General features: G+C 73.4%; 7 protein-coding genes and 1 pseudogene. 2 read left to right on the top strand and 6 right to left on the bottom strand.

All coding sequences use genetic code 11. The annotated features are described in order from the left end of the window. The 3 genes and pseudogenes from VLJ82_RS15540 to VLJ82_RS15530 all read right to left on the bottom strand — a co-directional run. Positions 1 to 1,541, bottom strand: a pseudogene (locus tag VLJ82_RS15540) (ribonuclease E/G); the annotation flags it as partial. A 227-nt stretch (positions 1,542 to 1,768) separates the two neighbouring features. Further along, the gene (locus tag VLJ82_RS15535) at positions 1,769 to 2,545 is read right to left on the bottom strand and encodes a TIGR03936 family radical SAM-associated protein (protein WP_408664273.1); all 777 of its coding nucleotides are present in this window, start codon (positions 2,543 to 2,545) and stop codon (positions 1,769 to 1,771) included. 50 nt (positions 2,546 to 2,595) lie between these two features. Continuing rightward, positions 2,596 to 4,578, bottom strand: a complete 1,983-nt coding sequence (locus tag VLJ82_RS15530; RefSeq protein ID WP_408664272.1) for a TIGR03960 family B12-binding radical SAM protein — start codon at positions 4,576 to 4,578, stop codon at positions 2,596 to 2,598. A gap of 54 nt (positions 4,579 to 4,632) precedes the next feature. Here VLJ82_RS15530 and VLJ82_RS15525 point away from each other — a divergent pair, with 54 nt between their 5' ends. Beyond that, the gene (locus VLJ82_RS15525; protein ID WP_408664271.1) at positions 4,633 to 5,676 is read left to right on the top strand and encodes a hypothetical protein; all 1,044 of its coding nucleotides are present in this window, start codon (positions 4,633 to 4,635) and stop codon (positions 5,674 to 5,676) included. A 19-nt stretch (positions 5,677 to 5,695) separates the two neighbouring features. Here the strand turns inward: VLJ82_RS15525 and VLJ82_RS15520 are convergent, their stop codons facing one another. Beyond that, a complete protein-coding gene (locus tag VLJ82_RS15520; RefSeq protein WP_408664270.1) occupies positions 5,696 to 6,232 on the bottom strand; it encodes a CGNR zinc finger domain-containing protein in 537 nt (178 codons plus the stop codon). 94 nt (positions 6,233 to 6,326) lie between these two features. Here VLJ82_RS15520 and VLJ82_RS15515 point away from each other — a divergent pair, with 94 nt between their 5' ends. Further along, positions 6,327 to 7,361, top strand: coding sequence for an EamA family transporter (locus tag VLJ82_RS15515; RefSeq protein ID WP_408664269.1), 1,035 nt, complete (start codon positions 6,327 to 6,329; stop codon positions 7,359 to 7,361). Between the two features lie 28 nt (positions 7,362 to 7,389). Here the strand turns inward: VLJ82_RS15515 and VLJ82_RS15510 are convergent, their stop codons facing one another. Together VLJ82_RS15510 and VLJ82_RS15505 are read right to left on the bottom strand one after the other, a co-directional pair. Beyond that, positions 7,390 to 8,706, bottom strand: coding sequence for a DUF1501 domain-containing protein (locus VLJ82_RS15510; protein ID WP_408664268.1), 1,317 nt, complete (start codon positions 8,704 to 8,706; stop codon positions 7,390 to 7,392). Positions 8,707 to 8,738: 32 nt separating this feature from the next. Next, on the bottom strand, positions 8,739 to 9,136 hold a 398-nt coding region (locus tag VLJ82_RS15505), incomplete at its 5' end, for a DUF1800 family protein (protein WP_408664267.1).

The raw sequence follows: 9,136 nt of genomic DNA, 5'->3' as shown, positions 1-9,136 counted from the left end.
GCGTACAACACGCCGTTGCGGCCGCGGCCGATGTCGACGAAGGCGGCCTCCATCGACGGCAGGACGTTCTGCACCCGGCCCAGGTAGACGTTGCCGACCGCGCTGCTCGCGCTGGCCCGGGTGACGTAGTGCTCGACCAGGATGCCGTCCTCCAGGACGGCGATCTGGGTGCGGTCGCCGGTCTGGCGTACCGCCATCAACCGGTCCACCGACTCGCGGCGGGCCAGGAACTCGGCCTCGGTGAGGATCGGGGCGCGCCGGCGGCCGGTGTCGCGGTTGTCCCGGCGGCGCTGGCGCTTGGCCTCCAGCCGGGTCGAGCCCTTGACGCCGCGCACGCCGTCGTCGTCGGCGGCACTCCCCCGGCTGGACCCCCGGGAGTCCCGGGACTCCCGGACGTGCACCACGGTGTTGGGCGGGTCGTCCTCGGACGGTGCGATGTCGGCGCCGTCCCCGCCGCTGGAGCGACGGCGCCGCCGCCGGCGCCGGGCGCTGGCCGACAGGGCCGCCTCGGCGACCTCCTCGGCGTGGTCCTCCTCGGGCTCGTCCTCGTCGGAGTCCTCGGCGGTGTCGCGGGACTCGCCATTCTCGGTGGCGGACCGGCTGCCGCGGCCGCGCCGGCCCCGCCGGCGCCGCCGCCGGGTGCCCTCGCCGGCCTCGGGCTCGTCACCGCCCTCGGTGTCCGGGCCCTCGGTGTCGGAGGTGTCGAGGTCGTCGATGTCCTCCGGCTCCAGGTCGGTCTCGAGGTCTTCCGGCTCCAGGTCGGTGAAGTCGGGCACCTCATCGGCCGGACGGGCTTCCGGCTGGGCGGGCGCGGCTTCGGCGGCCTTCTTGGCGCCGCGCCGCCGGCGCGGCGCGGGCTCGGCGGACGGCGGCTGGAACAGCACCGCCGGGGCGCTCAGCGCCGGTGCCGCCGGCAGTGCCTCGGGTGCCGGGATCTCGGCCGTGGACTCGGTGACCTGGCCGGCAGGCGGCTGCTCCGCGGCGGCCTTGGCGGCGGCGGCCTTGCTGACCCGCTTGCGGGGTGCCTTCTTGGCCGGGGCCGGCTGGTCGGCCGGTCCGGCGGCTTCGGGAGCCGGCGGCTGCGGCTCGGGCTGGGCGCTCCCGGCGGCCTCGGGAGCCGGCGGCTGCGGCTCGGGCTGGGCACTCCCGGTGGCCTCGGGAGCCGGCGGCTGCGGCTCGGGCTGGGCGCTCTCGGCAGCAGCGGTCTTGGCCGGCGCCTTCTTGGCCGGGGCCTTGCGGGCCCGGGTGGCCTTCTTGGCCGGCCCAGCCGGCTCGTTCGCCGGCTGGTCCGGCATGGTGGGATCGGCGGCGGGGGCGTCGGGCACCGCCGGAGCGGTCGGCGGGGCGTCCGGCTGACCAGCGGGTTCCGGCGCGCTACCCGAATCAGCGGCCGGATCAGCGGCGGCCGGCGCCGCCTTCTTGGCGGCAGTCTTGCGGGGCGCGCGCTTGGCCGGGGCCTTGCGAGCGGCCTTCTTGGCCGGTGCGCTGGCGGTGTCGTCCGGCCCGGCGGTGCCGCCGGTCGGCTCGGTGTCGTCGAGCATGGCTCGGTACTCCTGTCTCACCACCGGGGCCGAGCGAGCCGGCTCTCGCCGGACTCGGCCGCACAGTGGCGGTATGGCGTTCCACCCGCAAGCGGAGCGCAAAGTCTCGTCTCACCCGTCCACGGGAGCGGACAGGCGGCTCGTGTCACCCCTGCCCACAACTGCGGGCAGAACGTGCCATCCGCAGGCGAGAAGCCTGCGGTCTCTCAGTACTCGGGAGCTGCCGGTCAGGCCGGCGACCCGGTGGTGCACAACGGATCTGTCACCCGTCCCGCGTCATCGACCGGTCCCTGCGCCAGCCGGGTAGCCCGAGGGGGCTGCGACGGGGCGAAACCGGCGACGGTCCGCAGAGCGGTGAGCACATCGTCGGGCCGGACCGCCGGGGTGACCTGGCGGACGACCACCTCAAGTATCGCACGGGTGTCATTCCTGGCCGCGATTGGCTCAGCCGACACCTCGGCCGGCCCCTCTCCGGCCGGTCCTTCTTCCGACACTTCGGCCGGCATCCCGGACACCTGAGCGGACACGATCGGCGCCCGGGCGTCGAGGGTGCGCCGGCCGTCCTTGGTGAGCCGCTCCACCGGCACCGACTCGGCCGCCAGCAGCCGGGCGACCGCGGCCGTCAGCTCCGCCGGGTCGGCCGCCAGCTCCAGCCGCCACAGCGAGGCGTGCATCTGCTCGGCCAGCGTCCCGGGCCGGCAGTCGGCGGCGTCGACGGCCCGCACGATGTCCAGGCCGTCCGGCAGCACCGAGTCCAGGGCGGCGCGGACCGCCTCGGGCTCGCAGTGCCGGGCCAGACCGATCTCCAGGTACTCCGCCTCCGAGCCCACCCCGGTCGGGGCCGCTCCCAGGTAGCTGATCTTGGGATGCGGGTGGAAGCCCGCCGAGTAGGCCATCGGCACCTCGGCCCGGCGCAGCGAACGCTCGAAGGCGCGGGCGAAATCGCGGTGCGAGCAGAACCTCAGCCGGCCGCGCTTGGCGTACTGCAGCCGAATCCGCTGCACCGGCGCCTGGTACGCCGGCCCGTCCGGTTGCCTGCTGGCCATCTCCCGCCTCAGTCCTGCTCGGTGGAGGAGCCCGACCCCGCCGGCGCGGACACCAGCAGCGGCGGCTTGGCGACCAGCGGCAGCAGCGACCTGCCGGTGGGACCCACCTGGATGTCGGTGCCCATCGTCGGGCACACCCCGCAGTCGAAGCACGGCGTCCACCGGCAGTCGTCCTGCTCGTAGCCAGTCAGCGCGTCCTGCCAGTCGTCCCACAGCCACTGCTTGTCCAGGCCGGAGTCCAGGTGGTCCCAGGGCAGCACCTCGTCGGCATCGCGTTCCCGGGTGGTGAAGAAGTCGACCGACACCCCGAACGGCGCCAGCGCCCGCTCGGCGGCGGCGATCCAGCGGTCGTAGGAGAAGTGCTCGCTCCAGCCGTCGAAGCGGGCGCCGTCGGCCCAGGCCTGCTCGATCACCGCGCCGACCCGGCGGTCGCCGCGGGAGAGCAGCCCCTCGATCAGCGAGGGCTTGCCGTCGTGGTAGCGCATGCCGATGTTGCGGCCCAGCGACCGGTCGGAGTTGATCGCGGCGCGCAGCGCACGCAGCCGGCCGTCCACCACCTCGGGTGCGGCCTGCGCGGCCCACTGGAACGGGGTGTGCGGCTTGGGCACGAAGCCGCCGATCGAGACGGTGCACCGGATGTCGCGCGAGCCGGTGGCCTGCCGGCCGGCCCGGATGACGTCCTGGGCCATGGTGGCGATCTCGAGCACGTCGTCGTCGGTCTCAGTGGGCAGCCCGCACATGAAGTAGAGCTTCACCTGCCGCCAGCCCTGGGAGTAGGCGGCGGTGACGGTGGAGATCAGGTCGTCGTGGCTGACCATCTTGTTGATCACCCGGCGCAGCCGCTCGGAGCCGCCCTCCGGAGCGAAGGTCAGCCCGGAACGCCGGCCGTTGCGGGAGAACTCGTTGGCCAGGTCGATGTTGAAGGCGTCCACCCGGGTCGAGGGCAGCGACAGCGACACCCGGGAGTCGGCGTACCGGTCGGCCAGCTGCTTGGCCAGCGGCCCGATCTCGGAATGGTCGGCGCTGGACAGCGACAGCAGGCCGACCTCCTCGAAGCCGGTGGCGGCGAGCCCGGCCTCGACCATCCGGCCGATCCCCTCGACCGAGCGCTCGCGCACCGGACGGGTGATCATGCCGGCCTGGCAGAACCGGCAGCCCCGGGTGCAGCCGCGGAAGATCTCCACCGACATCCGCTCGTGCACCGACTCGGCCAGCGGCACCAGCGGCGTCTTTGGATAGGGCCAGTCGTCGAGATCCATCACGGTGTGCTTGCGCACCCGCTCGGGCACCCGGTCCCGGTTGGGGGTCACCGAGGCCAGCCGGCCGTCGGCCAGGTAGGCCACGTCGTAGAAGCGCGGCACGTACACCTCGCCGGTCTCGGCCAGCCGGGTCAGCAGCTCGTCCCGCCCGCCCGGCGAGCCCTCGGCCTTGAAGGCGGCGATCAGGTCGGTGATCCGGCCGACGGCCTGCTCCCCGTCGCCCAGCACCGCGGCGTCCAGGAAGTCCGCGATCGGCTCGGGGTTGAACGCGGCATGCCCGCCGGCCAGCACGATCGGGTGCCGCTCGTCGCGGTCGGTGGCGTGCAGCGGGATGCCGGCCAGGTCCAGCGCGGTCAGCAGGTTGGTGTAGCCGAGCTCGGTGGACAGCGACACGCCCAGCACGTCGAAGGCGCCCACCGGCCGGTGGCCGTCCACCGTGAACTGCGGCAGGCCGTGCTCGCGCAGCAGCTTCTCCAGGTCGGGCCAGACCGCGTAGCTGCGTTCGGCCAGCGCGTCCGGGCGCTCGTTGAGCACCTCGTAGAGGATCTGCACGCCCTGGTTGGGCAACCCCACCTCGTAGGCGTCCGGGTACATCAGCACCCACCGAACGGCCACCGAGTCCCAGTCCTTGCTGCGCGCGTTCAGCTCACCGCCGACGTACTGGATCGGCTTGCCGACCTGGGTCAGCAGCGGCTCGAGGCGGGGGAAGAGACTTTCGGGACTGGAACTCACGAAATTCCATGGTACGGGCCGGCTGGCGGGCCAGAACCCGACATACTGGTGGACATGCGACCGGCTGCTGGAATGCGACCCCGGCTGCGGGTACCCGCCTGGGTGCTCGCGCTGGTGGTGGTGGCGGGCTCCGCAGCGGCTGCCGCTCCCTCCGGGCCGGCAGCGGGTGCCCGGCTGGCGACGGCCGGCACGGTGCGCAAGGCGGACCGCCCGGTGCTGGTCCGGCCCGGCCGGCCGGCACCCACCCGGCTGCCCCAGGCCGGCGCCAGCGGGGCGAGCATCGCCGGCTGCTCGCTGTTCCCGCCGGACAACCCGTGGCGCCGGGTGATCTCGGCCGCCCCGCTCAACCCGCGCTCGGCGGCCTGGGTGGCCAGCATCGGCGGCAGCCGGTTCCTGCACCCGGACTTCGGCTCGGACCCGTCCTACGGCATTCCGTACAGCGTGGTGCCAGCCGGGCAGCCGAAGGTGCCGGTCAGCTTCACCGACTACGGCGACGAGAGCGACCCGGGGCCGTACCCGATCCCGTCCGCTGCCCGGATCGAGGCCGGTGGGGACGCGCACGTGCTGGTCGCCTCCGGTGACTGCCACCTCTACGAGCTGTACGGGGCGGCCCGCAGCGGCTCCGGCTGGACCGCCGCGTCCGGCGCGGTCTTCGACCTGCGCTCCAACGCGCTGCGGCCGGCCGGCTGGACCTCGGCGGATGCCGCCGGCCTGCCGATCCTGCCCGGCCTGGTCCGCCGGGACGAGGTGCTGGCCGGGCACATCGACCACGCGCTGCGGTTCACCGTCGCCACCACCCAGCGCGGCTACATCAACCCAGCCACCCACCAGGCCGGCTCCACCACCGACCCGAACGTCCCGCCGATGGGTGCCCGGTTCCGGTTGAAGGCGTCCTTCGACCTCAGCCGCTACACCGGCGCCTCCCGGGTGATCCTGCAAGCCTTGAAGACCTACGGCATGTTCGTGGCCGACAACGGCTCGAACTGGTTCCTGTCCGGTTCCACCGACAGCGGCTGGAACGACGCCGATCTCGAGCAGCTGAAGAACGTGCCGGGATCGGCCTTCGAAGCGGTCGACACCGGCCCGGTGCACTCCTAGTTGCGTTCCTAGGTTTCTGTCAGCGGCGGCGGGCCCGGTAGGCGGCCACGTTCGCCCGGTTGCCGCAGGTGGCGCCGCAGAACCGGCGGGAGCGGTTCTTCGACAGGTCGACGTAGACGTCCTCGCAGTCCTCGCCGCCGCAGATTCGCAGCCGGCCGAGCTCGTCGATCCGGATCACGTCGGCTATCGCCATGGCGGCCTCGACGGCCATCCGGTCGGCCAGCGGCGCGTCCGGTGCGGTGGCGTGCACGTGGTAGTCCCACTGGTCGTGCTTGACCAGTTGCGGCAGCGCATGACGATCCCGCAACACCTGGTTGACAAGCTCCACCACGGTGTCCTTGTCGCCCGACCAGAACCGGGCCAGGGTCGGGCGCAGCTCGCGCACCGCGGCAAGCTCGGCCGGGGTGCCGGCCCGGGGGCCGGTCCACTGCCAGGTGCGGACCAGCTCGTCCAGCTCGGCGAGGGTGGTGAGCTGGTCCCCGGCGTCGGCCAGGCCGGTGTTCACCAGGGCCGCCGCGGCCGCCAGCGCCCGCTCCGTGTCATGAGCGAAAACCATCTTGACTCCTTACGGAGGTCCGACTAGCGTCAGAGGTAATGAGCATAGTCCCGATAGCTCATGACACACCAGCTCTCCTTCGAACGGACTCGTCATGCAGGTCGCAACCCGGCAGCAGGCCGGCCTCGGCACCGCGCTGCTGTCTGCCGCCGCCTTCGGCACCTCGGGCGCCTTCGCCACCGCCCTGATCGACTCCGGCTGGTCACCCGCCGCCGCGGTGACCGCCCGGCTGCTGGTCGCCGCGGCCGTGCTGAGCATTCCGGCGCTGCACGTGCTGCGCGGCCGGTACGGCATGCTGCTCCGCGAGCGGCGCAGCATCGCCACCTACGGCGTGCTGGCGATCGCGGCCGCCCAGCTGTGCTACTTCAACGCGGTGGCGCGGCTGTCGGTGGGTGTGGCCCTGCTGCTGGAGTACCTGGGCATCCTGCTGGTGGTCGGCTGGCTGTGGCTGCGGCACGGGAACCGGCCGCGCCGGCTGACGGTGGCCGGCGCCGCCACCGCGCTGCTCGGGCTGGCGCTGGTGCTGGACGTGACCGGCAGCCACCACCTCGACCCGGTCGGGGTGCTGTGGGGGCTCGGCGCGGCGGTGGGACTCGCGGTGTACTTCGTGGTGTCGGCGCAGGCCGACAACTCGCTGCCGCCCATCGTGATGGCCTGGGGTGGCATGGCGGTCGCCAGCCTCTGCCTGGTGGTGGTCGGAGTGCTCGGGGTGGTGCCGATCTCGGCGGGTACGCAGGACGTGCAGCTCCTGCACCACCGGACCAGCTGGCTGGTGCCGGTGCTCGGGATCTCCCTGGTGGCGGGCGTCTTCGCCTACTCCGCCGGCATCACCGCCGCCCGCGCGCTCGGCGCGAAGCTCGCATCCTTCCTGGGCCTGAGCGAGGTGCTGTTCGCGGTGCTGCTCGCCTGGCTGCTGCTGGGCCAGCTGCCCGGCCCGGCGCAGATCGTCGGCGGCGCGTTCATCGTCGCCGGGGTCGCGCTGGTGCAGTGGGACGAGCTGCGCACGACCGGAACGGACCCGGTCGAATCAGGTTCGGTCGAGTCGGAGACGGTCTGGTCGGAGACGGTCGCCGGCCCGGAGGCTGACCTGGCCCCCGCGCTGGTCGCCGCCGAGCCGCAGCGCGGCTGACCCTGGGCGGGCGCAGCCGGCGGAGAACTCAGACCGCCTTGGCCAGCCCCAGCGGCGCGAACGTCCGGCCCGGGAACAGGGTGCCCAGCTGCCCCACCCCGAGCCGCTTCTGGGCCACCTCGCCCAGCACGTCGTAAGCGTTGTTGAGCGCCGGCACGTCGCCGGAATCCAAAGATCCTGCCGACAGCTGGTTCCACTTGCCGTACACCGAGGCACCGGCCAGCCCGCCGCCGAGCAGCCACATCAGGCTGCCGTGCCCGTGGTCGGTGCCGCCGCTGGCGTTCATCTGCACCCGCCGGCCGAACTCGGTCATCACCACCACCGTCACCCGGCTGCGCCGGGCCGGGCCGAGGTCGGTGAGGAAGGCAGCCAGCGCCTTGGCCGCCGAGGTGAGGTTGCGGTCGAGCTGGTTGGCCTCGTCGGTGTGGGTGTCCCAGCCGCCGACGTCGACGGTGGCCACCTGCATGCCCACCTCGGCGCGCAGCAGGGTGGCGAGGTCGGCCAGCGCGGTGCCGAAGTTGCCGCCCGGGTACACCGCGCCGTTCTGCGCACCGGCCTTGGCCCGGGCGCTTGCCGCGGTGGCCAGCGCCGACAGGGTGATCGGCACGTCCTCGCCGAGCGGGCCGGCCAGCCCCCGGTACAGGGTGCGGAGGGCGGTCTCGCTCTGCGGTGCGACGCCGTCCCAGCCGGGGAAGCTGAAGTTCTTCAGCGAGCTCATCACCAGCTTGGTCTGGTTGCCGGTCAGCGCGGCCGGCAGCGCCGAGCCCTGGGTGACCGCCCGGAACGTGGTGCCGGGGCCGAGTTGCTGCAGTGCCCGGTCCAGCCAGCCGGTGGTAGCGGTGTCCGAGCCGCGCTCCAGGCACTGCTGGGCCTGGAAGTGGCTGCGGGTGATGCCGTCCACCGACACCGCCGGGACGAAGGCCAGCTCGCCGGTGTTCCAGAACGGCAGCAGCGGGTTGAGCGCGGAGTTCAGCGCCCAGCCGGGAGCGCCCGGCAGCGGCAGCCGGTTGGCGCTGGCCGGCACCAGGTTGGCGCGCACCGTGGTCAGGTAGTCCAGGCCGGTGTCGGACGTGGCCGGCACCAGGATCCGCAGGCCGTCGGCGGCACCGCGCAGAAAGACGCAGACCAGGGTGTTGCCGTTGCTCAGCCCCGGCGCGGCGTAGGCGGCCCGGGTGGTGACCAGCTGGCTGCCCAGGGCGGCCACGCCGACCATGCCGGCGCCGGCCAGGAAGCTGCGCCGGGTCCAGCCGCCCGCCCAGCTGGCGTCCTGGGCGGCCAGGTCGGCACTCACTTGCTGGGCCTCGCCGGCCAGCCGCTCGGCGGCGGAGAGCTCGGGGTCGGTCATGACGTCCTCTCGGGTATCTGAAGTTCAGCCGCTCAGCGCAGCGCGTGCTGCGGAGCGTCGAGGATGAGCGGGATCAGGTGCGGCAGGTACCAGCGCAGCCGGGAGCTGGCGATCGGGGTGCTGGCAGCTTCGCCCAGAAACGTCTGCAGGGCCTGCAGGTGCCCGGTCGGGAACCGGCTGCCGGTGAGCCGGCCGCACAGCTGGATGATCGCCTCGCCGCTGGTGCGCGGCTTGACCGCGCCGTAGAGGGAGTTCGGGTCGAGCTTGGCGAAGCCCTCGTACCAGTTCTGCGCCAGGCCGCGGTGATAGCCCCAGAGGTTGAGCAGCGAGCCGGACGAGCGCCAGGCGCTGGCCACCGCCGGGTAACCGTTGGGCGCCGACCAGTCCAGCGGCACCTGCCCGACCGCCGAGCTCATCCAGTGCAGGCTCT

This window comes from Jatrophihabitans sp. (assembly GCF_035474675.1).
Taxonomy (GTDB): Bacteria; Actinomycetota; Actinomycetes; order Mycobacteriales; family Jatrophihabitantaceae; genus Jatrophihabitans_A.
This window is presented reverse-complemented; position numbering and strand designations above follow the sequence as displayed.